This window comes from Methanocaldococcus infernus ME (genome assembly GCF_000092305.1).
Classification (GTDB): domain Archaea; phylum AGJL01; class Methanococci; order Methanococcales; family Methanocaldococcaceae; genus Methanocaldococcus; species Methanocaldococcus infernus.
Map to the genome: position 1 here is coordinate 585,726 of NC_014122.1, position 23,165 is coordinate 608,890.

At 32.9% G+C, this 23,165-nt stretch carries 25 protein-coding genes and 1 CRISPR repeat array; of the genes, 10 read left to right on the plus strand and 15 right to left on the minus strand.

The window, feature by feature from the left end:
- Nucleotides 1-17: 17 nt before the first annotated feature.
- The 6 genes from METIN_RS03245 to leuB form a co-directional block, all read right to left on the minus strand.
- Entirely contained in the window at nt 18-524 is a 507-nt protein-coding gene (locus tag METIN_RS03245) for a hypothetical protein (protein WP_013100067.1), read from the minus strand.
- Between the two features lie 17 nt (nt 525-541).
- Entirely contained in the window at nt 542-907 is a 366-nt protein-coding gene (locus tag METIN_RS03250) for a DUF356 domain-containing protein (protein ID WP_013100068.1), read from the minus strand.
- Between the two features lie 14 nt (nt 908-921).
- Entirely contained in the window at nt 922-1,590 is a 669-nt protein-coding gene (locus tag METIN_RS03255) for an RNA ligase partner protein (RefSeq protein ID WP_013100069.1), read from the minus strand.
- Between the two features lies 1 nt (nt 1,591).
- Nucleotides 1,592-2,242, minus strand: coding sequence for a hydrogenase nickel incorporation protein HypB (hypB, locus tag METIN_RS03260; RefSeq protein WP_013100070.1), 651 nt, complete (start codon nt 2,240-2,242; stop codon nt 1,592-1,594).
- Nucleotides 2,243-2,343: 101 nt separating this feature from the next.
- On the minus strand, nt 2,344-3,177 hold the full coding sequence (gene aroE, locus METIN_RS03265) for a shikimate dehydrogenase (protein WP_013100071.1): 834 nt from the start codon (nt 3,175-3,177) through the stop codon (nt 2,344-2,346).
- A gap of 1 nt (nt 3,178) precedes the next feature.
- Nucleotides 3,179-4,174 carry a bifunctional 3-isopropylmalate/3-methylmalate dehydrogenase gene (gene leuB / locus METIN_RS03270; RefSeq protein WP_013100072.1) on the minus strand — a complete coding sequence of 332 codons (996 nt, stop codon included), beginning with the start codon at nt 4,172-4,174 and terminating at the stop codon, nt 3,179-3,181.
- 70 nt (nt 4,175-4,244) lie between these two features.
- Between leuB and METIN_RS03275 the strand changes: the two genes are divergently transcribed.
- Nucleotides 4,245-5,312 carry a radical SAM protein gene (locus tag METIN_RS03275; protein ID WP_013100073.1) on the plus strand — a complete coding sequence of 356 codons (1,068 nt, stop codon included), beginning with the start codon at nt 4,245-4,247 and terminating at the stop codon, nt 5,310-5,312.
- Here the strand turns inward: METIN_RS03275 and ahcY are convergent.
- Nucleotides 5,286-6,536 carry an adenosylhomocysteinase gene (gene ahcY / locus METIN_RS03280; RefSeq protein ID WP_013100074.1) on the minus strand — a complete coding sequence of 417 codons (1,251 nt, stop codon included), beginning with the start codon at nt 6,534-6,536 and terminating at the stop codon, nt 5,286-5,288. The two genes, METIN_RS03275 and ahcY, sit on opposite strands and share 27 nt — an antisense overlap.
- Before the next feature lie 91 nt (nt 6,537-6,627).
- On the opposite strand from ahcY, the gene METIN_RS03285 reads away from it, so the two are divergent.
- Nucleotides 6,628-7,548 (plus strand): manganese-dependent inorganic pyrophosphatase, encoded by a 921-nt coding sequence (locus tag METIN_RS03285; protein ID WP_013100075.1) that lies wholly within the window; start codon nt 6,628-6,630, stop codon nt 7,546-7,548.
- A 5-nt stretch (nt 7,549-7,553) separates the two neighbouring features.
- Nucleotides 7,554-8,834, plus strand: coding sequence for an O-phosphoseryl-tRNA(Sec) selenium transferase (spcS, locus tag METIN_RS03290; protein WP_198002847.1), 1,281 nt, complete (start codon nt 7,554-7,556; stop codon nt 8,832-8,834).
- On the opposite strand, the gene METIN_RS07440 is transcribed toward spcS, so the two are convergent.
- From METIN_RS07440 to METIN_RS03300, 4 genes are all read right to left on the minus strand, one after another.
- Nucleotides 8,827-10,431 carry a tetratricopeptide repeat protein gene (locus METIN_RS07440; RefSeq protein WP_013100077.1) on the minus strand — a complete coding sequence of 535 codons (1,605 nt, stop codon included), beginning with the start codon at nt 10,429-10,431 and terminating at the stop codon, nt 8,827-8,829. The genes spcS and METIN_RS07440 overlap by 8 nt on opposite strands.
- Before the next feature lie 69 nt (nt 10,432-10,500).
- Nucleotides 10,501-10,626, minus strand: coding sequence for a hypothetical protein (locus tag METIN_RS07795; protein WP_269478998.1), 126 nt, complete (start codon nt 10,624-10,626; stop codon nt 10,501-10,503).
- 435 nt (nt 10,627-11,061) lie between these two features.
- Complete coding sequence (locus tag METIN_RS07720; protein ID WP_232156309.1) at nt 11,062-11,205, minus strand: ATP-binding protein; 144 nt, start codon at nt 11,203-11,205, stop codon at nt 11,062-11,064.
- Between the two features lie 111 nt (nt 11,206-11,316).
- Nucleotides 11,317-11,766: an HAD hydrolase family protein gene (locus METIN_RS03300; protein WP_013100078.1), complete on the minus strand. Its 450-nt coding sequence runs from the start codon at nt 11,764-11,766 to the stop codon at nt 11,317-11,319.
- A gap of 89 nt (nt 11,767-11,855) precedes the next feature.
- On the opposite strand from METIN_RS03300, the gene METIN_RS03305 reads away from it, so the two are divergent.
- From METIN_RS03305 to METIN_RS03315, 3 genes are all read left to right on the plus strand, one after another.
- Nucleotides 11,856-12,518 carry a sugar phosphate isomerase/epimerase family protein gene (locus METIN_RS03305; RefSeq protein WP_048203347.1) on the plus strand — a complete coding sequence of 221 codons (663 nt, stop codon included), beginning with the start codon at nt 11,856-11,858 and terminating at the stop codon, nt 12,516-12,518.
- A gap of 5 nt (nt 12,519-12,523) precedes the next feature.
- The gene (locus METIN_RS03310; RefSeq protein ID WP_013100080.1) at nt 12,524-13,330 is read left to right on the plus strand and encodes a hypothetical protein; all 807 of its coding nucleotides are present in this window, start codon (nt 12,524-12,526) and stop codon (nt 13,328-13,330) included.
- 88 nt (nt 13,331-13,418) lie between these two features.
- Nucleotides 13,419-14,705: an alkaline phosphatase family protein gene (locus METIN_RS03315; protein ID WP_013100081.1), complete on the plus strand. Its 1,287-nt coding sequence runs from the start codon at nt 13,419-13,421 to the stop codon at nt 14,703-14,705.
- Nucleotides 14,706-14,783: 78 nt separating this feature from the next.
- Here METIN_RS03315 and METIN_RS07640 read toward each other — a convergent pair whose 3' ends face one another.
- The 4 genes from METIN_RS07640 to METIN_RS03325 are packed head-to-tail and all read right to left on the minus strand — an operon-like array spanning nt 14,784 to nt 17,224.
- Nucleotides 14,784-15,002 carry a hypothetical protein gene (locus METIN_RS07640; protein WP_157198814.1) on the minus strand — a complete coding sequence of 73 codons (219 nt, stop codon included), beginning with the start codon at nt 15,000-15,002 and terminating at the stop codon, nt 14,784-14,786.
- On the minus strand, nt 14,938-15,900 hold the full coding sequence (locus tag METIN_RS03320; protein WP_013100082.1) for an RNA-guided pseudouridylation complex pseudouridine synthase subunit Cbf5: 963 nt from the start codon (nt 15,898-15,900) through the stop codon (nt 14,938-14,940). Before METIN_RS03320 ends, METIN_RS07640 begins: the two co-directional genes overlap by 65 nt.
- Complete coding sequence (locus tag METIN_RS07725; protein WP_013100083.1) at nt 15,901-16,056, minus strand: AtpZ/AtpI family protein; 156 nt, start codon at nt 16,054-16,056, stop codon at nt 15,901-15,903.
- Nucleotides 16,046-17,224 carry an NAD(P)-binding protein gene (locus METIN_RS03325; RefSeq protein WP_013100084.1) on the minus strand — a complete coding sequence of 393 codons (1,179 nt, stop codon included), beginning with the start codon at nt 17,222-17,224 and terminating at the stop codon, nt 16,046-16,048. Before METIN_RS03325 ends, METIN_RS07725 begins: the two co-directional genes overlap by 11 nt.
- A 72-nt stretch (nt 17,225-17,296) precedes the next feature.
- On the opposite strand from METIN_RS03325, the gene hmdB reads away from it, so the two are divergent.
- The 4 genes from hmdB (at nt 17,297) to METIN_RS03345 (ending at nt 23,071) form a co-directional block, all read left to right on the plus strand.
- Complete coding sequence (gene hmdB, locus METIN_RS03330) at nt 17,297-18,364, plus strand: 5,10-methenyltetrahydromethanopterin hydrogenase cofactor biosynthesis protein HmdB (RefSeq protein WP_013100085.1); 1,068 nt, start codon at nt 17,297-17,299, stop codon at nt 18,362-18,364.
- A gap of 453 nt (nt 18,365-18,817) precedes the next feature.
- Nucleotides 18,818-20,039: a CRISPR direct-repeat array (repeat unit 37 nt; unit sequence GTTTCCATCCTTGTTTTAATGGACTGGTGATTCAAAC).
- 676 nt (nt 20,040-20,715) lie between these two features.
- Nucleotides 20,716-22,329 (plus strand): hydroxylamine reductase, encoded by a 1,614-nt coding sequence (gene hcp / locus METIN_RS03335; RefSeq protein WP_013100087.1) that lies wholly within the window; start codon nt 20,716-20,718, stop codon nt 22,327-22,329.
- A gap of 30 nt (nt 22,330-22,359) precedes the next feature.
- Complete coding sequence (locus METIN_RS03340; RefSeq protein WP_013100088.1) at nt 22,360-22,740, plus strand: hypothetical protein; 381 nt, start codon at nt 22,360-22,362, stop codon at nt 22,738-22,740.
- Nucleotides 22,721-23,071 carry a cupin domain-containing protein gene (locus METIN_RS03345; protein WP_013100089.1) on the plus strand — a complete coding sequence of 117 codons (351 nt, stop codon included), beginning with the start codon at nt 22,721-22,723 and terminating at the stop codon, nt 23,069-23,071. Before METIN_RS03340 ends, METIN_RS03345 begins: the two co-directional genes overlap by 20 nt.
- The last annotated feature ends 94 nt before the right edge of the window (nt 23,072-23,165 follow it).

Genomic DNA, 23,165 nt, shown 5'->3' on the forward strand with positions numbered 1-23,165 from the left:
CCTTTCACCTCAGGGGCTTATTCCTTTAAATATTTACTAATCTTCTTAATTCTATTAACCAACTGCTCAATAAACTTATTTTCTTTACATTCCTCACTTTCACAAGTGCCATTTTCTTCAGGGATATTTTCAATCTCTTCCAAAACTTCTTTATCATCTATTTCTAACTTTTTGTAAATCTCAAGCAATGTTTTCTTTAATTTTAGATCATTTTCTAATAACATGTAGATGAGCTCTTCATAGGGAATTAAACCCTCAATTATATTAAAATGTCTCTTAAAGAGCTTAGTATTGTAGATATATTCTAAAGCTTCCAAAATCTTAATTTTATTGTCCAATCTTAAAATATCAGCAACTATTTTTTGCTCTTCCTCTTCTAATTTTTCAACTTCTTCAATATTATTCTTTAATCTTTCAGCTTCTAATTTAACTCTCAAGTTACTCAACTCTCTTAACTTGTCTTCTCCCAAATTTATTAATTCTTCTTTCTCTTTAATAATATCATTAATATCAGGATATTTCATAAATATCACAACTAAAGTTATGAGACTTTCCTCTTCTTTTTAGATTTGTAATAACCTTTTAAAATAGGTAACTTAGGAAAGTCATCAAGTAATTTATAGTATATACTTCCATATCTCTCACTTATAACCACTATATGAGCTGGGGGGTGTATCTTTCTTATCCTATCTATTGCCTTTGGAGCCTTTTCAGCTATCTTAGCTAAGCATGCAGCTTTACAAGGCTTTTTAACCTCTCCAAGTATCTGCCCAAGAATCTCATCAGCAGCCTCTGGCACTATTATCTTTGGCTTCCCTACAATTGTTAGGTTTGCATGCCTATCAACATCAGCTAAGGCATTCTTTAGCTTTTCATAACTATCTCCTCTAATTAAAATTAAGGTCATACTCATCCCATGTTTTAAATTTTGTGTTTTAGATACTCTTCAAGCATGAAAGGGAAGTCTGCAGCATTCACAAACCTTAACCCAAGCCTCTGAGCCCACTTCTCTATTCCTCCATCACTTGCCACAACAGCAGCATCCAACTCCTTAGCTAAGAGAAGGACATCAAGATCAGGAGCACTATCTAAGGTTCCAACCCTTAAAGCTTCCCTATACTTGTTTCTAAAACTACTTATGTTTTTTGTTAAAACTTTATTTATTATTTCCTCCTTCTTCATCTCAGGATGTTTTTTAGTTAAGTCATAAACCATATTTGAAGATTTTATTATATACTCTTCCCCTATCCTTAACCCTTTATTTATTCTCTCCCTTAAGTCTTTAATATACTCATAAAAAATTTCAGAGGGGAGCTTAATCTCATATCTGTTAGGAGTTTTTTTAACAAGCCATGTATCAACCTTAACTATAATATCCCTTGGACATCCCTCATTTTCTAAGAAGCCTATTAGTTCATTATAGACAGATGGATAAGGAATATGGCAAGAGATATTTAACTTAACCCTTGCCTGAGCTATTAGATCTATAATCTTATTTGTTAGCTCAGTTATACTTTCTAAACCTAAAGCCTTCCTAACTGATGGCTCAGTGAAGGCACTGGTGTCTAAGCAAAACCTCTGTCTATGCATTCTATAAACCTCTAACAAATTCTAATATCTCATTAAATCCCTCCATAGTTTTTAAACTTAACTTCACAACCTTAGCATTAGGATTTATTGTTTTTGCATCTCTAACCATCTTTTCTACATCAGCCCCAACATAGTTGGCTAAGTCTATCTTATTTATAGCTACTAAATCTGAAACCCTTACAATGTGAGGATGCTTAGCTATAATATCATCTCCCTCAGTTGTTGAAACTACCAAGATCCTTTTATGTGCTCCAAGGTCAAAGTCTGTAGGACAAATTAAATTACCAACATTCTCAATAAATAAATAATCTATTTCCTCTAAGTTTAACTCTTCCAATGCATGCTTAACAAGGTGAGCATCTAAGTGACACTCCTTTCCAGTATTTAGAGGAACTACCTCAACATCATATTTTTTAAATCTTTCAGCATCATACTTAGCTATTACATCCCCAGCTATGCAAGCTATTCTATATTCATCTTTCAAGTGCTCAATTAACTTCTCAATTAGTAAGGTTTTTCCACTTCCTATAGCTCCCATGAAGTCAATAGCTTTAACATTATACTTATCTAACAATTTTCTATTTTCTTCAGCAAGTCTCTTATTAGCCTTAATTATGTCTTTAGCAATTTCAATAACCCCAATTTTATGCATTAATATCACCTATAGTAATTTTAGGAGATAATAAAAAATTTTAATAGTTTATATTGAGCTTACCTAATTATTTAATCTTTGAGTAAAATAGTTCAAAAAATTTAATTTTTTAAAACTTTTAAAATAGATTCTCTCATCACTTCAATGTTAGGCTCAACTCCAGTCCAAATTTTAAAAGCCTCAGCTCCTTGGTAGATAAGCATGCCTAAGCCATCTATGGTTTTAGCTCCAACCTTCTTAGCTTCCTTTAGTAGTGTTGTTTCAAGCGGGTTATAGACAAGATCCATAACAACCATATCTTTCCTTAACCTCTCTTTACTAACTATTGGTTTTTCATTAACATTTGGATACATTCCAACAGGAGTGGCATTTATCACTATATCAACATCTTCTAAATCAACATTTAAGTCAGAGTAGCCAACTTCCCTATTAAGCTTTTCCTCTATCTCCTTGGCCAACTTTTTAGCCTTCTCAAGGGTTCTATTTGCTATAACTACAAAGTTATCTTTTGCAAGTTCAAAAGCTACTGCCCTTGCAGCCCCTCCAGCACCAAAGATAACTATCTTTTTATCTTTAACTTTCCCTATCTCCTCTTCTAAAGCTCTTCTTGCTCCTATTCCATCAGTGTTATAGCCAATAGCTATATCATCTTCAATCTTTACAGTATTGACAGCACCTATTAGCTTAGCTTCTTCACTCAACTGATCTAAATACTTTATTATCTCCACCTTATGAGGAATGGTTACATTAAAGCCAACCATTCCAAGAGCTTTAGCTCCATCTACAACAAACCTTAACCTCTCTGGCTTAACATCAAAGGCTAAATAAACATAGTTTAGATTTTTATCTTTAAATGCTGCATTGTGCATAACTGGAGAGAGGGAGTGTTCAACAGGATGCCCTATTAAGCCTACAAGCTTGGTTTTAGCATCCATATTATAACCTTTTTATAATTTCTTCAGCCATCTCAAAGGTTTTTAAATTCCCTCCTAAGTCTGGAGTTGTTAGTCCAAGGGCTAAAACTTCTTCTAAAGCCTTCTCTATTCTATTAGCTGTCTCATGCTCTCCAAGATATTTTAGCATAAGGACAGCACTTAATATAGTTGCTGTTGGGTTAGCTATTCCCTTTCCAGCTATGTCTGGAGCTGAGCCATGGACAGGCTCAAATAGCCCATGCTCATCCCCTATATTGGCTGAAGGAGCTAAGCCAAGTCCTCCAACAGTTCCAGCAGCTCCATCTGATAAGATGTCTCCAAATAGGTTAGAGGTAACAACAACATCAAACACATGAGGCTTTGTTATGATATACATGTTCATAGCATCTATATAGTAGTCTTCTACCTTTATGTCCTTATATTCTTGAGCTACTTTATAAAAGACTCTTTTAAATAAACCATCAGTAACCTTTAGAACATTGGCTTTATGGGCACAAGTCACTTTTCCCTCTTTCCCTTCCTTTTTTCTCTCTCTTGCTAATTCAAAGGCAAACTTAAATATTCTCTCAGAGGCTTTCTCTGTTATTACTCTTGTAGCTGTTGTTATTCCCTCATCAATCTCTGCCTCTATTCCCTTATAAAGTCCTTCTGTATTCTCCCTCACAATTACATAGTCTATATCATCCCTTAAGCACTTAACCCCTTTATAGGATTTAACTGGCCTAACATTGGCATATGTATCTAAGATGTGTCTAAGCTTAACTATAACATCAGCAGCTGTTTCTCCAGCAGCTCCAAAGAGAACAGCTTCACTTTCTAAAGCTTTCTCTATGGTTTCCTCTGGAAGAGCCTTCCCAGTTCTTTTATAAACCTCATCTCCAGCTTCAGCATAGATGAATTCAAAATCTAAGCCAGTAGCTTCTAAAACCTTTATTGTTGCAGGAACCACTTCTTTCCCTATCCCATCTCCCTCAATGACACATATCTTATGAGCCATCACTAACCACCAATAACCTTTTACTTCAAAAAAGTAAAAAGTAGGTAATAAAATTTTAGGTTGGTCTATTATGTTCTTCCTTGGAGAAACTGCTCACATCTCTGGTTTGTGTCATAGTATAGTTAGAGGAGAACTTTATAACACTTGCCCCCTATCCTGTAGATATTGTTATGCTAAGTGGTATAGAGAGGAAAAAGAAGGAGAGAATAAAAAGATTTTTAAATTAATCAATTTACTGAAGGATATTGATTTACCAATAACTCCAGTTAGATTTTCAACCCTCTCAGACCCTCTTTTAAAACCAAGATTTTTTAATAAGGTTATAAAGCTCATCTTGAAGTATGAGATTCCAATTATAATAAATACAAAGCTCTATAGAAGAGAGGTAATAGGTACTTTAAAAGAGCTCTCAGATCTCTGTGTCTTACAAGTTAGTATCCCTTCCCTAACCCAAGTAGAGGAGTTAGAGAAAGTTCCAGTAGAGGATAGATTTAAATTGATAGAAGAGCTTTCTGATTATCTACCAATAGCTGTTAGGCTACAGCCCTTTATCCCAGGAATTAGTGATAAAGAGTTAGAGAACTTTTTTAAGAGGATTGAGTTAGCTAATCTATTAATAGTAGAATTTTTAAGGGTTCCTGAAGAAGAGCTAAGTTTTTATAAAAAGTTTGAGCCAAGTGTTAGCTGGGAAAAATATTTACCTAAGGCTAACTTATTAACCCCTTCACTAAGCTACAAGATAAAAATTTTAACTAAAGTTAGAGAGCTTTGTAATGACTATGAAATAAAGCTAACAACCTGTAAAGAGGGATTATTTAACTTTCATGATAATATAGATTGCTGTGGCTTTGAATTTCTAAAAGTTCCCTATAAGAGGAGAGCTACATTATATGATGCTTATGCCCTACTTAAGGAAAAGAAGAGAGTTGAGATAGAGGAGTTTTTCAAATATTGTGAAAAAAGATTTTTGTCTGGGAAAACCTTGGAGGAATATCCTAAGTGGTATGCTAAGCCATTTATAAAGCATGAGAAGAGGTTAAGAAAGCTGTTAATGTCAGAAGTATTAAATTATTTAACTCCACTAATTAAGGTTGAAAACTCTCATCTAACATTAAGTTCCTTCTCTCCAATCTTCTAAATACTTTTTCTGCTCTTCTGTTAGTTCATCTATCTCAATTCCCATAGACCTTAGCTTTAACTTAGCTATCATTAAATCTTGCTCATAAGGAATTCTATAAACCCTTGGCTCCAACTCTTTATAATGCTCTTTTATATACTCTGCTGCCAATGCTTGGTTAGAGAAACTCATATCCATAACTTCACATGGATGCCCATCAGCACAGACTAAGTTAACTAACCTACCATCTCCTAATAAATATAGTTTTTTACCATCCCTTAATTTGTATTCTCTAACTCCATTTCTAACTTCTTTAATTTTTTCAGCCAACTCTTCCAAATCTCTCTTATTTATCTCATTATCAAAGTGGCCAGCATTTGCTAAGATAGCCTTATCCTTCATCTTTACCATATGCTCTTTTCTAATCACATCCTTACAGCCAGTTGTTGTTATAAAGATGTCTCCATACTTAACAGCCTCTTCCATCTTCATAACTCTAAATCCATCCATCCTTGCCTCTAAGGCTCTTATTGGATTAACTTCAGTAACTATAACCTCTGCTCCCAAGCCTTTAGCTCTCATGGCTACTCCTCTACCACACCAACCATAGCCAGCAACAACAACAGTTTTACCAGCAATTAGTAAATTTGTAGCTCTTATTATCCCATCTAAGGCACTCTGTCCTGTCCCATATCTATTATCAAATAAATATTTTGTATAGGCATCATTCACATCCATCACAGGGAACTTTAAAGCTCCTTCTTTTTCCATGGCCTTTAACCTTATAATTCCTGTTGTTGTTTCTTCACAGGCTCCTCTTATCTTCTCTATAAGCTCTGTCCTTTTAGTATGGACTAAAAAGATGAGATCACAGCCATCATCTATTATAATGTCTGGCTCATGGTCTAAAACTCTATTTAAGTTTTCATAATACTCTTCTCTTGTCTCTCCTCTCCATGCATAAACATGCATTCCCTTCTTAGCACATGCAGCTGCTACATCATCTTGAGTAGAGAGAGGGTTACAGCCAGTTATAGCTATCTTTGCCCCACCTTCCATTAAAGTCTCTGCTAAAACAGCTGTCTTAGCCTCAAGGTGTAAAGCCATTCCAATGGTTAATCCTTTAAAAGGCTTCTCTTCCTTAAACCTCTCTCTTATTAGTGAGAGAACAGGCATATGCTCCTTAGCCCACTCTATCTTTCTCTCTCCCTCTTTCCAGAGGTTTATGTCTTTAACCTTATACATAGTAAAGCCCTCCCAAAGTTGTTAAGTTAAAAAATTTATAAAAACTATTTTTCTAAATAATATATAAAAACAAGCATTTTAGGTGAGAGCTATGAGGTTTGTGGTTGGACACAAAAATCCAGATACAGATAGTATAGTATCTTCTATAGTCTTAGCCTATTTCTTAGACTGTTATCCAGCTAAGTTAGGGAAGATAAACCCAGAAACAGAGTTTGTTTTAAGAAAATTTGGAGTTATGGAGCCTGAAACTATTGAGAGTGCCAAAAATAAAGAAATTATTTTAGTTGACCACTCAGAAAGGAGCCAGAGCTTAGATGATTTAGATGAAGGGAAGTTAATAGCTATTATTGACCATCATAAAGTTGGTTTAACAACCTCTGAGCCAATTATATACTATGCTAAGCCTGTAGGAAGTACAGCAACAGTTATAGCTGAGCTTTACTTTAAGAAAGCTCTTGACTTAATAGGAGGAAAGAATAAGGAGCTAACTCCTGACTTAGCTGGCTTACTGTTAAGTGCTATCCTCTCTGATACTGTTCTCTTCAAATCTCCAACAACTACAGAGTTAGACAAGGAGATGGCTAAAAAATTAGCTGAGATAGCTGGAGTTAAGGACATTGAAAGCTTAGGTTTAGAAATCTTAAAGGCTAAATCAGTAGTTAGTAAGATGGAGCCAGAGGAAATTATTAAGATGGACTTCAAGGACTTTAACTTCAATGGTAAGAAGGTTGGAATAGGGCAAGTTGAAATTATAGATATAAGTGAAATAGAGGATAAGAAGAAGAGAATTAAAGAGTTGTTGGAAGAGAAGCTAAAGAGTGAAGGTTATGATCTTATCTTGTTTATGATCACTGACATCATGAAGGAAGGTAGTGAAATTTTGGTTATAGGAAATAAGGAGATGTTTGAGAAGGCATTTAATGTTAAGTTAGAAAACAACTCTATCTTCTTACCAGGAGTTATGTCAAGGAAGAAACAAGTTGTTCCTCCTTTAGAGAGAGCTTATCAGTGATTTTCATGAACTTTTCTAATTTTATCCCTGAGCACATGGAGAGAAGAGGGAAGATAGTCTTAGAGGAAAATTTAAGGATAATAGAAAGAGTTTTAGAACAAAGATCTGTCCCTGAGGAAGGGATTAAAGAAGAGCTAATAGAGTTGTTATTAACCAAGCTCTCTTTAATGGACACTGATAAAGACCCAAGGGCTATAAGGATAGGGGAGAGAGAAGCAAGAGTTTGGAGCAAGTTACAGGAGAGAAGTGTCTTCTATTTTAACCATGGAGTAGGAAGAAGTGGGAATTTAATAGACCCTCAACCTAAGGCTCCAGGAGCAAGTATTATGTATAAGCTAACTAACCAACTTTTAACAAGCTTTTTAAAAAAACTTGGCTTGAAGGTTAAAGCCTTTGCCACACCTGTAGCCACTGGCTTGTCCCTCTCTTTATGCCTCTCAGCTCTGAGAAGGAAGTATGGGATTAGAGAAGTTATTTACCCATTTGCAGGGCATAAGAGTCCAATTAAGGCCATTTCCTTAGCTGGCTTAAGGATGAGGTTAGTAGAAACTAAGATATTTGGAGACACTGTTAAGGCTCCAGTTGAAGATATAGAGAAAGCTATAAAAAAGGATAGATGTGCTGTTCTCTCTACCTTAACTTTTTTCCCACCAAGGGAAGAGGATTTAGTTGAGATTGCTAAGCTTTGTGAAGAGGAAGGAGTTCCTCATATAGTAAATGGAGCCTATGCTATACAAAATAACTTTTATTTAGATAAGTTGAAGAAAGCCTTGAAATATAGAGTTGATGCTATAGTAAGCTCAACAGATAAGAATCTATTCACACCAATAGGAGGAGGAATTATCTATAGTAAGGATGAGAAATTTTTGAAGGAAATTTCTCTATCCTATCCTGGAAGAGCTTCAGCCAACCCTATAGTAAATACTTTAATCTCTCTATTAGCAATTGGCTTTAAGAGATATAAAGAATTAATGAAAGAGCAGAAGGAGAGTAAAGAGCTCTTGGATAAGCTTTTAACTGAGCTTGCTGAGGAAAAAAATGAAAAGCTTTTAGAGGTTAAGAATCCTATAGCTTCAGCCATCACTACAAAAAAAGATCCTATAGAGCTTGCTGGAAAGCTTTACAACTTAAGGGTTACAGGCCCAAGGGGAGTTAGAAAGGATGACAAGTTTGGGACAAGTTACTTAGGAGTTTATAAGTATAACTATATTGTTATTAATGCTTCCATTGGAGTTAGGAGAGATGATATTTATAAGGTTGTGGAGAAGCTTAGGGAGGTTATTTGAAGTTACATTTTGAATATCTGAGTTCTATTTTTTCATATTTTTCAGGATTTATATTTTTGAGATATTCAAAGTATAATTCCCAATGTTCTTTGTTATCCAATCTTGGCCCAAGAGTGATATCTTCAATGTAGTCCCTTAAATCCTTTTCTATTTCAACATATAGCTTTGGTGGAGTATGAGTTTCATCTAATTTTATTTTATCCTTATGGAATTTTAAGTTATAAACCTTTACAACTCTACATTCTTTCTCTTCTTTGTAATATTTGGATTTTACTAAGTATCTAATTTCATCTAATATAGCTCTTACAATTATCTTTACCGTTTCATAGATTTCTGGGTCTTTACCAATAAGATCTTTTAATGACCCTACTAACTTATCTATGTCTTCTAAGGTTTTTAATAACTTTTTAAATCTTTCATCTTTATTGTTTTCATCTTCATAGATTACATAATATAGACAATATATATCTTTAATATTTCTTTCAAACTCAATATTTTTAGAAATTATAATATTTTTATAAACTTCGGAATAGTCATGTTCATAATCAAAAAAATCTTTTTTTATGCCTATACAAACTCCTTTAGCTTCTTCGTTATTCTCATCTTTTCCATAAGTTCTCCATAAGAATAAATTATCTCCCTCGACTACAAAACTTCCGATAAATACTTGAAACTCCATATCTTCCTTAAAATTTTGCACATCTTGTTCATTTTTAATTTCATAAATATCTTTTAAGTTTTTTAAATTTTTATTAACAATTATTCTTAAAAGTGTTTTACCTTCTTCTGGATCATTCATATAAGATACATTGTATAATCTAAAGTAAGAACCATTTAAAAGATTTTTTACAACTGTAGGTTTAGTATAGTGGTAAATTACTCCTTTATCTGAAACAATTAACTCTTTTTTAAGATCTATAATATAAAGTTGTATTTTACATAACAATCCAAAAATTTTTGTAAATATATCTTCATCAATTTTTTCTTTTGAATACAATCTTTGTTTTAAATATTTAAATATGTATATTAAAGGACTATAAAAGTTAGGATCTATTTCTAATACTTTTTTAAAACATTCTATTGCTTCTTTATATTTATCTAATGCTTTTTCATATTTTTTTGATTCCTCCTCGTGTTTACCTAATTTAGCAAGTATAATTCCTTTATAATACCAAGCGGCTGGATTATTTGGATCGAGTTTTATTGCTTTATCAAAACATTCTATCGCTTTTTCATATCTCTCTAATTTATATAACGAATCTGCTTTATAATACCAAGCGGCTGGATTATTTGGATCGAGTTTTATTGCTTTATCAAAACATTCTATCGCTTTTTCATATCTCTCTAATTTATATAACGAATCTGCTTTATAATACCAAGCGGCTGGATTATTTGGATCGAGTTTTATTGCTTTATCAAAACATTCTATCGCTTTTTCATATCTCTCTAATTTATATAACGAATCTGCTTTATAATACCAAGCGGCTGGATTATTTGGATCGAGTTTTATTGCTTTATCAAAACATTCTATCGCTTTTTCATATCTTCCTTCATTATAGTATTTTAAACCTTTTTCATAATATTTTCTTACATCCATATATTCTCACCAAATACGGATAATTAAATATGAAAGTGAAATATACTAATTTATTTAGTCAAATATATATTAAACCTCTGATTTTATTAACCCCTCTAACTTCTCCAAATCAAACAATAAATGGTTTGGCTCTAACCCTACTTCTCCATTAACTCTTTTACAAAAGACACAGTAATATTTATCATAGCCCTTCAACCCAACTAACTCAGATTTCTCTCTAAATCTTTAAAGATGCCATAAATTTCCTTAGCACTTCTCTCTCCACTTAACTTCTACAAATAAGGCTTTATTTTCACTCAACTCTTCTTCAAAATTTTCTTCCTTAAAAAGTCTAAAATACATTGGGGGTATTCCTCCAGTTATGGAGTGGATTTTAACAACTGCTTCTATATCAACATTTTCAAATATTTTCTAACATGTAAAAACTTCAATGGAGACAAACTTTAACTGAGCTATCCTTCTTCCATAGAGAGAACTTTTGTAAAACATTATACTCTTCATAAGCCCAACAAGGGAGCCACAGAGATTATAAAAAATCTGTCATCTAATATTTCATCAATCACATGCTGAAAACTGCTGAAGTATTTTTATCCTCTAACAAGAGAACTCATCAATAACCACTTTTATCAGCTAAAAAATTGAACCAATAGTTTTCATAAACTGTTTTATAAGCTCAGTCTTTCCTACTCTTCTTCTACCATATAAGATCAAAACCTCTTTTTTATCTGACTCATAAAGCTTTTTTAATAGAGCTTCTTCTCTATTTACAAACATTAGGACCACCAAGATTATCTTAGCTAAGATTATCTTGAGCAAGATAATATTTTGTAGAATATATAGAATAAATTAAAATCTTTTTTCTAAAATTTTAAAAGATTTAATGTTTTATTCCCTTATCGTTGCCTTTAATCTTTTTTCCTTTAAAATTAAATCTAAGCCGTCATCAATATTTTTAACAACAATATCAGAGTTTAAAAGTGTTTTTGTCCAAGTTCCTTCATCTCCCAAGACACATATTCCCAAATCAGCATTTTTTAATAATAGTTCGTCATTCGCCCCATTTCCAAAGGCAATGATTTTTTCATTTTTGTATTTTTTCCTAATTTCTTTCAAGATTTCATTTTTTGCTATTTTTTCACTTCCATACTTTTCTTTATCAACTTTAATTCCCTTAATACCAAGCTCATTTTCTATATCTTTTAATGTTCCAAAGGTATCTGCGGAGAGGATAAAAATTTCATGATATTTTCTTAGTTCTTTTATTCGCTTTTTTGTCGAGTCCTTTATAACTCCATCTGTTGCTATTGTTCCGTTTAGGTCTAATATAATTATCATACTCTCACCATGCTATTAGATTTTCTAATAATTATGTTTATATATTCTAATTAAGTACGTTTATATATATGGCACATAAAGGTGATTGTTTGCTTGGGGTGTGTGTTAGAATTAAAAACACGAATCTCATTGAAAAATTTAAACAATTTGAACTCATAGATTGGGGCTTACATTTCTGCCCATACAATAAAAAAATGGAAAATATCATTGGTTTTCACGCCCCAATCGTAGATTTAGGAGATCCAAATAGCAAAGCTCTAAGCGTTTTAAAACATATTGTTGATATAATTTCAGATCATGACTACTTAACACTTCATATAACCAATGGGAAAGACCCAAATATTGATGTTTTAATTTCCAACTTATCTGAATTAGTTGATTATGCAAGAAAAAAGGATGTAAAGATTTGCATTGAAAATTTAAGAACTGGATTTTCATCAAATCCGAATAATTTAATTGAGATAGCTGACGTTACTGGCTGCTTAATAACTTACGATATTGGACATGTTGATTATGAGAACAGAGTTAAATATATAGAGATATTTTCAGATAAGATATATAATGTCCATGTTTATGAATTAGAGATTCCAAAGATTGGACATGTTGCCCCAAAAAATCTTGAAAAACTAAGGCCAACATTAGACAAACTTTTGGATGTTGGTTGTGATTTCTGGCTTATTGAACTGATGGATATTGAGGAAATAATAAGGACTAAAAAGCTGTGTGAGGAATATCTAAAGGAACATAGGTGATTATAATGTATTATATAGATTTTAAAACGTCTTTTAATAAGTTGGAACTCTCAGAGGAAACATTTAAAATTATAGGTGAATTTGGAATAAATTTAAAAGATATTGCAATTGGGGAATTTGCTGGGAAAGATAGTGTTGCTGCAATAATAGAGGCATTTAAGGAATTTGATGCTATACTGCCAGTGGTTGCATTTACTGGGACAGACTATGGAGATAAAAATATATTTTACAAAAATTGGGAGACATTAAATAATAGGATAAAAAATCTCCATAAAGATAAAGTTCTATTACCTTTGCATTTTATGTTTGAACCCAAACTATGGAATGCATTAAATGGGAGATTTGTCTCATTAATTATTAAAAAATTTGGCTTTTACACACCATGCATAGGATGCCATGCATATTTGAGGATTTTGAGGATTCCGTTATCAAAGCATTTGGGAAGAGTGATAATAGGAGGAGAGAGGGTTTATCACAACAGTGATTTTAAGATTGACCAGTTGGAGATGGTTTTGGAAGTGTATGAAAAAATATGTAATACATTTGGTGTTAAATTAGAACTTCCAATAAAATATGTTAAAGAAAACAGTAAAATAAGGGAAATTATTGGAGAGGATTGGAAACAGGGGGAGAGACAATTTTCATGTGTATTCAGTGGAAATTACAGAGATAAAGATGGAAAAATTATATTTGAAGAGGAAAAGGTTAAGAAATTTTTAGATGAATTCATATATCCAGTTTCTGTTGAGATTATTAAAAGAGGATATGAAGGAGATTTTAGATATATTGAAATTGTTAAGGAGTTTATTTAATTTTATTTGTATTTGTTTAAATAAAACTTTGATTACGATTTTTCATTTTTTATTATTTTTTGCCAAAACATTAAATTAAAGTGGTATTATGAGGGCAATACTGGTTTTATTAGATGGTTTAGGAGACAGACCTTCGGAAATCTTAGGCAATAAAACGCCATTAGAAGCAGCATACACGCCAAATTTGGATGAATTTGCAAAAAGAGGGATAACGGGATTAATGGTTCCATATAAAGAGGGGATTCCATTAGGTTCTGAAGTGGCTCACCTTTTACTTTGGGGATACAGTTTAAATGACTTCCCAGGTAGAGGGTTGATTGAAGCACTTGGGGAAGGTATAGAGGTTAAAGATAACGAGATTTATTTAAGAGCAACGTTTGGTTTTGTTGAAAAACATAATGGAGAACTACTTATAAAAGATAGAAGAACAAAAGACATAACAAAAGAAGAGATTGAGGAGCTTATAGACAGTCTACCAACTTACGTTAATGGTTATGAATTTGAACTAAAATATACCCATGATGCACACTGTATTTTAATAATAAGGGAAGAAAATGGATGGATTTCAGATAAAATTTCAGATAGTGACCCATTTTATATGAACAGGCATGTTCTGCAAATCTGTCCAATAAAAAAACTCTGCAAAAGTAGGATGGAATATAACAAAGCAAAATCTACTGCTAAAGCATTAAACGAATATCTAAAAAAGTGCTTTAAAGAATTGGATAACCACGAAATAAATAGAAAAAGGGCAGAAATGGGGAAACAAAAAGCAAACATGCTATTAACAAAATGGGCAGGAAAATACAAAAAAGTAGAACCATTTAGTGAAAGATGGGGGATGAGAGGGGTTGTCATTGGTAATAGTGCAGTGTTCTGTGGTTTAGCGAAGTTTTTAGGATTGGATTATATCAAATGTGGAGATTTTAAAAAGGCAATTGAGATGGCAGTTAACTTAGATTATGATTTCATCCATATCCATACAAAAGAGATAGATGAGGCAGCCCATACAAAAAATCCAGAACTTAAAAAGAAAGTTATTGAAAAGATTGATGCATGTTTGGAACCTCTCTTAAACTTAGAGAATGATTTAATTATTATTACAGGAGATCACTCAACACCATCAGTTGGAAATTTAATTCACTCTGGAGAGAGTGTTCCTATAACAATAGTAGGAAAGAATGTTAGGAGAGATGATGTTAAGGAATTTAATGAGAGAGCATGTGCAAAGGGAAGTTTATATATAAGAGCATGTGATTTAATGAATATCATCTTAAACTACACAGATAAGGCTTTGTTATTTGGATTAAGACCAAACAGAATTTTAAGATATATTCCAGATGACAATAAAACAAAGCATTTAAAAATTGACTAATTTTTACTTTTTTTGATTATCTCCTGCAACAACAATTAGTTTATCAATCTTAAATTTATCCTTTAAAACAAAATCTCTTCAAACTCCTGTCCAAGCACATAATTTGTTTTTAGGATATATAGTTGATTGTGGAACAAGGTTATTTAAGTCTAAAGGTGTAATGTCTTGCTGAGTAAATAATTTCTGGTGGTACTTGTTGTAATCTCTACTTTCATACTCATTAGTATCAACATTAACCTCTCTTTTTCCACATTCTTGGATATGTCCCTCTCTCCATGAAAACCCTTTCCATATCAACAGCTTCCCCCTTATCCTTCTCTAAAATTTCCTTTGTGCTCATTAAAGCCTTTCCTATTCCAATAGCCTCTCCCTTCAAGGTTTCAACAACTACTAAGTCCCCTCTATTTATGTCCTTACTTAGCTTAGATATCCCCTTAACATAAACATTAGCCCCATGACAGATGGCATCAACAGCAGAGTCTTTAACAACAATCTTTTTTAAATGCTCTAACCCCTTCTCCATTGGCTTTATTATCTTTCTTAACTCTTCCTCATCCTTATCCTCTTTCCAAAAGATATAGGCATCTAATAAATCTTGTAAATAGACACAATCTTTTTCCTCAAAGTTCCCACTCTTTGTTCTCCTAAGCTCTTGCATGTGGGCAGAAACACCTAATGCCTCTCCAATGTCCTCACAGAGCTTCCTTATGTAAGTTCCTGACTGACATTTAACCCTAAAGAGAACATCTTTTCCATCTTTCTCTAAGAGTTCAAGCTCATGTATCTTTCTAATCCTAACCCTCTTCTTAACTGCAGACTTTAAAGGAGGCCTCTGATAAATCTTTCCAGTAAATTCTTTAAAAATTTCCCTAACTTTGTCTTCATCTATATCTCTATGTAAATGCATTAAACAAACATATTCCTTAGGTGGGATGTGCCAAAGGTCTATAGTTCTAACAGCTCTCTCAAGGGCTACAGGAAGGACACCAGTAACCTTAGGATCAAGGGTTCCACCATGGCCACTCTTATTAATGTTTAAAATTTTCCTAACCCAGCTTGACACCTCATGAGATGTTGGTCCTCTTGGTTTGTCAATAACTACAATTCCATACTTTATTAAATCCTCTATCTTCCTCTTCTCTGGGTAAGAACCATATTTTTCATCAGTTTCAGCTTCTTCTCTAACAACTAACATTTAAGTCCTCCTCATCAATTTAATTAATCTTAAATAAGCTACAACAATAGAGAATAGAATAAAGATAATTAAAAAAGCTACATTATTGGTTTTCTCATAAATTAAATAGCCAATTAAAAAGCCAGTGAAAATTATGATTAAGAAGTCAATAACCAATATGGTTAACCACCTTTAACACTCCCATAGCTATCCCTTCAACCTCAATTCCACCCTTTCCCTTAGCCCCATCTCCAACTAATAAGAGTTTGTCATTAACTATATTTTCTATATATATGCCACTCTTAGCATGATTCACAGGAATTCCATCCCTATATGATTGGATGTGCAAAATCTTATAATCTATTCCCTTAAATAGATTTTCAATATCCTCTAAGCCTAAGTCTATCTCTTTCTTTATGTTGTTTGTTATCTGGGCTTGGTGAGTCATAATTAGATGATAACCCTCAGGAGCTAAGCTTTTATCAACATTTGTAACCTGGTTAAGTCCATTGATCCTTTCACACTCAGGAGTGAAGAGAACACCAGAGTGTTTAATTAAACCTCTCTTAGAGGCTATACTTATCTTTATCCCTTTAGCCTCTTCAATCTTCTTATCTAAAAATTTTATATTGCTAATTCTCTCTGTTTCTTTGGGAGAGATATTACTTATAACCTTATCAAACTCCTCTCCATCAACATAAGCCTTTTCATCTATTTCAATCTTTTTAACCTCATACTCTTTAATAATCTTCCCTCCCCTACTTAAAATAATCCTTTCAAGCTCATCTATAACTCCTTTACATCCTCCAATTGGAACCCCTGGCCCTCCAAATTTATAGTAGTTCTTGGCTATCTCATAGATCTCTTCCATCTTAACATCATAGGCTGATAAGGATAAAGCCCAGCCAGTGAAAGAATTTCCAACCTTTAAAGCTAAATCTACATCTTCTAAAAATTCTCCAAAGCTCATATCTTTGTCAAAGTTCCCAATTTTTAAATTTGTAGCCATCTTTAAAGCTTTAAGCTTCTCTCTAACCCCCAAAAGAGAAAACAGTTCTTTGTATAAATATTCTTTCCCACCTATAAGAAATGTGCCATCTGGCTTAGAGTCTATAATCTTTACATTGGCTCCAGCCAACTTTAAAGCCTTGGCTAAATATCCTCTACTTCCATGAGGAATCATATGCAAAGCTCCAGTTGTTAGTTGAAAACCTTCCATCTCTATATTTGTAAATCTCCCTCCAATAAAGGGAAGTTTTTCATAGATTGTTATTTGGTGTTTCCTACTTAATATAGCTCCAGCTAATAAGCCACCTAAGCCAGAACCAACAATAGCTATTTTCAAGATCAACACCTCTAAACCTTTATAAGTGATGAGGATTAGAAATTTAATATTAAAACTAAATTTAGGATAGCTATGATAGATGAAATTTATAGAAGATTGGAAGATAAGTATTTTTTAGAGAAGGGGTTAATAGATAGAGAAGAAGCTCTAAAACTTTTTTCAATTGATAAGGTTAGAGATTATTTAGAATTATTTAAGATTTCTTCCCTTGTTAGAGATAAATTTAAAGAGAAGATAGAGATAACTTCTACTATACATATAACTAATATTTGTAAGATAAGCCCTAAATGCCTATACTGTGGCTTTGCAGCAGGAACTTCTGAAGAAGGCTACTATAAAGGGTTTAGGCTAAGTGATGAAGAGATAAAGAGATGTGCCTTAGCCATAGAGGAGAGTGGGATTAGAAGGGTTAGCTGTTCCTCAGCCCATACTGAGAGAGGAGAGGTTGTTAGAGCAGCAAGGATAGTTAAGGAGAACACTAACTTAGAGGTTTTAGTTAATGCTGGCTCTGATTTAACTGAAGAGCATATAAAAGAGCTAAAAAAGTTAAGAGTTGAAACAGTTTGCTGTAACTTGGAAACAATAAATGAAGAAATATTTAAAAGAGTTAAACCTGGAGAAGAGTTAGAAGATAGAATTAAGGTTTGTAAGTTGGTTAATAAGTATGGAATAGAGTTATCTTCTGGCCTACTTATTGGTATAGGAGAGAGTTATGAAGATAGAGTTGACCACCTATTCTTTTTAAAGGAGAACTTTGAGATTGGGGAGATCCCAATAATGGGCTTTAATCCCTACAAAGGGACACCTATGGAGCATTTTGAAAAGTGCCATCCATTAGAGCAGGGTAAGACAATAGCTATAACAAGGCTAATTTTTCCAAAGATTAGGATAACTTCTCCATCTCCAACTATTGGAGCTGAAAACATCTATCTCCCTTTAATGGCTGGAGCCAGTAATATAGCTACAGTGATCCCTAAGAACTATCCTCTATTGGTTAAAGGTGTTGGAAATCCTAAGACAGCAAACTTAGAAGAGGTTGTTAAAACCATAGAGATGTTAAACCTAAAACCAAAACTTGACCTTGAAAGGTTTAGGAGATACTATGATAGGTATAACAGAGATGTACAAAGATATTGGTGAGATGATAGGAGTTAAGTATAGAGTGGTTAACCCCTACAAGGAAAAGGTGAATTGCTCTATTTTAATAATTTCTAAGGGTTATAAGGAGAGAGTTAAAAAGTTAAATCCTGAGGCTAAGATATTTGAGGTTAGAGCAGCAACTTTTAGAGATTTAATAGAAAGCTTGGAAATGCTAAAAGAGATAGGGGATGAGAAAAAAATTGAAGAAAGTATAAGAAAAATAAGGGAGAGGGAAAGAGAAGTTAAAAAGCTCTTAAAAAGAAAAGCTAAAGTTAATCCAAAGTCTAAATTTTTGGAAAGAATAGCTTTAGATCTAAATTTAGAAATCTCTGAGGATGGGATTGAGTTAGTGCCAGACTACTTAGGGGGGAATATAAGAACTCATAGATATGACTTAGGACTAATTGAAAGAATTGAGGATAGATATAGGCAAGTTATTGAAATCATTAATTCGTTTCCATCCTTGTTTTAATGGACTGGTGATTCAAACTCAAGCCGTCCTCAATTTTTATTTTTTGATCAACAATGTTTCCATCCTTGTTTTAATGGACTGGTGATTCAAACGATACTCAAGAGAACTATATCTTGAATATGAGAAAGGTTTCCATCCTTGTTTTAATGGACTGGTGATTCAAACTTCTGGTAAGTCTTCTAATTCATTAATTATCTTTTCGTTTCCATCCTTGTTTTAATGGACTGGTGATTCAAACCAGGGCTATTACAGTTCCTACAGCTCTATCTATGTTTCCATCCTTGTTTTAATGGACTGGTGATTCAAACATAAAGAGAAAACATGAAGAGATTAAAGAAACAAAGGTTTCCATCCTTGTTTTAATGGACTGGTGATTCAAACTGATACCCCTAAAAGAGTATTCCTAAGAAAAATAAGAAGATGTTTCCATCCTTGTTTTAATGGACTGGTGATTCAAACTGAAAAGGCATTAATGAGTAGAATTATTCAATATACGTTTCCATCCTTGTTTTAATGGACTGGTGATTCAAACAAATGAATGAAATAGAATTAAGTGGGGGCATAAAAAGTTTCCATCCTTGTTTTAATGGACTGGTGATTCAAACAATGTATAGAGGAAAATTTGGTGTTAGTGGGTCAATGACAGTGTTGGGTTTCCATCCTTGTTTTAATGGACTGGTGATTCAAACAATCCGGGGAGTATCGTCCAATATCCAGAACAGGATGTTTCCATCCTTGTTTTAATGGACTGGTGATTCAAACGGAAAAAATAGAATGGTTAGAAAAAGAACAAGAAGAGAGTTTCCATCCTTGTTTTAATGGACTGGTGATTCAAACAAATGGTGATCCAATCACATACATAGATGAGTATAGCAGTTTCCATCCTTGTTTTAATGGACTGGTGATTCAAACTTATTATATGAAATAATAAGTGAAGTTGAAAAATGTTTCCATCCTTGTTTTAATGGACTGGTGATTCAAACGTGTTTTGTGGAAAGTGACAAATGATTCAGAATATTGTTTCCATCCTTGTTTTAATGGACTGGTGATTCAAACGACAGAGGGGAAGACTACTACGACATGTTGCCAAAAGGTTTCCATCCTTGTTTTAATGGACTGGTGATTCAAACGACAAAAAAGAAGTTTGAAGAGACAAGAGAAATTTTGTTTCCATCCTTGTTTTAATGGACTGGTGATTCAAACCCTTAATGTCTGCCCTTATTTTATATCAAAACTCCTATAAAAAACTTTCTTTTTAAACCCGAGTTTTCTTACTGGTTGGTTATTGAACCCCTATATAAAAGTAAGAAAGATTGTTCCCTCCATTTAAAAATACTATGCACAACCGTTAAAACAAAGCTCAACAATTAACCCATATTTCACTAAAAATAAAGTCTAACTAAACCTAAAACCTACAAAATAACAGCAAACAAGCCAAAAAACTAAAAAATCACAATTCTCCAACGAAAAAATCAGTATTACTTTTTCCCAATTTTCTCGTACCAATTTCCAACAACCCCTATATAAAAGCAAGAAAACTTAATTAAAAACATTAATAACGATATCTAAATAACTAATAACAAAAAAATAAAAACCCATCAAACTAATTCCTTTTGATGAAACTTTTTCTAAAAGTTTCAAAGAAAAACTTAATTAAAAACTTTAATAACCACAATAAACTTATTAATAACAAAAAATAAAACCTATTAAATCCACAAATAAATATTAACAAAAAGAAAATTTTTCATAATCTTTACATCCAGCTTTTTAAACCTCAAAGTTAAAAATTGGCTATTTTTCCTTTTTTAAAAAATTAAAAACTTTTATATATCCTATTTTACAAGAAGATTTATTAGAAACTCTAAAAAGGTGAAAAAGAATGTTCTGTTTCCAATGCCAAGAGGCTGCAAGAAATGAAGGCTGTACAGTAAGAGGAGTCTGTGGGAAGGATGAAGAAACTGCAAACCTTCAGGATTTATTAGTTTATACTATAAAAGGTTTAGCCTATGTTTGCAATAAGGGCTATTTAGATGAAGAAATTACAGATTATATACCAAAAGCTCTCTTCACAACAATAACAAATGTCAATTTTGATAAAAATGACATTATAAGCTATATAAAGAGAGGGGTTGAGCTAAGAGAGAAGGTTATAGAGAAGTTAAACTTAAATAGGGAAGAGCTTCCTAAGCAAGCCACTTGGACTTATGAGAGTGATGAAGATATAATAAAGATGGCTAACTCTGATGAAGTCAGAATCTTAGCTGAAAAAAATGAAGATATTAGAAGTTTAAAGGAACTTATCACCTATGGAATTAAAGGGATTGGTGCTTATCTAACCCATGCCATGAGGTTAGGATACAACAATGAGGAGATACATAAATTTATAATTAGAGCTTTCTCAAGGCTAATTGAAAGTGAAGATGTTGATGAGCTCTTTAACTTAGCCTTAGAAACTGGAAAGTATGCAGTTGAAACCCTTGCATTATTGGATAAGGCAAACACTGAAACTTATGGACATCCAGAGATAACAGAGGTTAGCTTAGAAGTGAGAGATAGGCCAGGAATATTAATAAGTGGTCATGATTTAAAAGACTTGGAAGAGTTGTTAGAGCAGAGTAAGGGGCAAGGTGTAGATATCTATACACACTCTGAAATGTTGCCAGCTCACTATTACCCATTCTTTAAGAAGTATGAGCACTTTGCTGGAAACTATGGAGGATCTTGGTGGAGACAGACAGAGGAGTTTGAAAAGTTCAATGGGCCAATAGTGATGACAACAAACTGTTTAGTACCTCCTAAGGATAGTTATAAAGATAGAGTCTATGTCACTAATGAAGTTGGCTATCCAGGATTAAAGAGAATTCCTGAGAAGAATGGGAAGAAAGACTTTAGTGAAGTTATTGAGCATGCTAAAAAGTGTAAGCCACCAACACCTTTAGAGAAGGGTAAGATAGTTGGAGGCTTTGCCCACAACCAAGTTTTAGCCTTAGCAGATAAGATAATAGAGGCTGTGAAAAGTGGAAAGATTAGAAAGTTTGTTGTCATGGCTGGATGTGATGGAAGACATAAAACAAGGGAATACTATACTGAATTTGCCAAGAAGTTGCCAAAGGATACAGTTATCTTAACCTGTGGATGTGCAAAGTATAGGTTTATAAAATTAGACTTAGGAGAGATTGATGGGATCCCAAGAGTTTTAGATGCTGGGCAATGTAATGACAGTTACTCATTAGTTAAGATAGCCTTAGCCTTAAAGGATGCCTTTGGATTAGAAGATATTAATGATCTCCCTATAGCCTATAATATAGCTTGGTATGAGCAGAAGGCTGTGGCTGTGTTATTAGCACTACTATACTTAGGAGTTAAGAACATAGTCTTAGGCCCTACATTGCCAGCATTCTTATCTGAGAATGTAGCTAAGGTTTTAGTTGAGAAATTTGGAATCTCTCAAATAACTACTGTAGATGAAGATATTAAAAGGCTGGTTGGCTAAACCCACTTAAAAATTTTTTTGTGATTTACTATGAAAAAGTTAGATGAGATAAAGGAGAAGGTTGAGAGAATTATAAATTTAAAGGCTAAGCTTACTCTATTGGCTAAATTTGAGAATATAAAAAGATATGATAGTAAGATTATCTCTGACTTAGCAAAAAATCAGGAGGAAGCTTTACTCTTACTATATAAGAAGTTCTTGATCTACTACAATGAAGAGCCAAAAATAACTATAGAAATTGAAGGGAAAATAAAAGAGATTTTAGAGGAATTGGTTAAATTAGAAAGAGAGTTAGCTAAAACCTGTGGGCCAAATTTTGGAATAAGACAGCCAATAATCCACTGTCTAAATGATGATGAGGAATTTTTATTTTATATAGAAGGTGGTAATAGTGATAGAGAAGGTTTATAACTTTACAACCAATGCTAATAAGAAGTTAATTGAGAAGATAGTTAATACTGAGCATGTTATTATAAATCATATGGTCTTACCAAAGGGAGAGAAGATTCCTAAGCATATATCTAACTCCTATGTCCATCTAATTATAATTAAAGGAGAGATGACACTAACTTTAGAGGATCAGGAACCTAATCTTTATAAAGAAGGAAGTATAGTTTATGTCCCATTCAATACAAAGATGCTAATTGAAAATAAAACCTCTGATTTGCTGGAGTTTTTTGTTATAAAGGCTCCACATCCTAAAAAGTTAGGGGCTCCAGAAGAGGCTATAAAGTGTGAATAAACTTTTTTATTTTTCTATTTTATCATAAAATTTAAATCTTTAACAAACAAATTTATAAAGTCTAATTTTTATTTATATCTCTTTTAAACTTCTA